Origin of the sequence: Streptomyces recifensis (assembly GCF_002154615.1) — a bacterium.
Taxonomy (GTDB): domain Bacteria; phylum Actinomycetota; class Actinomycetes; order Streptomycetales; family Streptomycetaceae; genus Streptomyces; species Streptomyces griseoluteus.
In genome coordinates this window covers 1-620 of sequence record NZ_MUNH01000920.1, presented here as the reverse complement: position 1 = coordinate 620, position 620 = coordinate 1, and the positions used below count along the sequence as shown (strand labels likewise).

1 protein-coding gene and 1 pseudogene are annotated in these 620 nt (G+C 74.0%); one reads left to right on the top strand and one right to left on the bottom strand.

Features of this window, described 5'->3' with window-relative positions:
• Nucleotides 1-140 (top strand): annotated as a pseudogene (locus CCN33_RS33450) (flavoprotein); the annotation flags it as partial.
• A gap of 5 nt (nt 141-145) precedes the next feature.
• Here CCN33_RS33450 and CCN33_RS30825 read toward each other — a convergent pair.
• Nucleotides 146-620 (bottom strand): endo alpha-1,4 polygalactosaminidase (locus CCN33_RS30825; protein WP_140394792.1); only part of this gene is annotated, 475 nt, incomplete at its 5' end.

The following is a 620-nucleotide window of genomic DNA, read 5'->3' as shown; positions in this document are numbered from 1 at the left end:
TGGGCGAGGCGCTGGCCGCCCACCCCGCCTACCAGGAGAGCCTGACCCGGCTGCGCGGGCTCGGGGTCCGCTTCGGCGAGGGACGGGTGCCGGGCGGGTTCGCGTGGACACGCGGGCTGGAGCTGCTGGACCGGCCCTGAGGGCATCAGCCCGTGCGGCGTACGTAACCCGGCTCGCCCGGTGTGGAGACGTCCAGGTCGCGGCGGACGATGCTGAGCCGCGAGCCCCAGCCGGCCAGGGCCTTGCGCAGCCCGCTGTCGGTGTACTCGATGTCCAGGACCCGGTCGTCGTAGGCGCGGGCGTAGGTCCCGCACTCGTCGTACTGACCGCACTCCTCGGCCACCGCGAAGTCGAGACCGGCGCTCCCCCGGTGGCCGGCCAGCTCCGGGGTGTTCTTCTGGCCGACGGCCAGGTGGCGGGCGTGCGCGTGCCGGGTGAGCAGGCGCATGAAGGCGGTCGCGTCGGCGGGGGTGAGCAGGCGGCGGGAGCGGGTGTAGCTGTCGTAGTTGTCGGGCTCGATGGCGTCGTAGCCCTTCTCGGCGCAGCCGTCCGTCCAGCGGTTCACCCGGCCGGCGATCCGTTTCCGCTTGGCCGGGGTGCCGATGTCGAGCAGGGGCTCG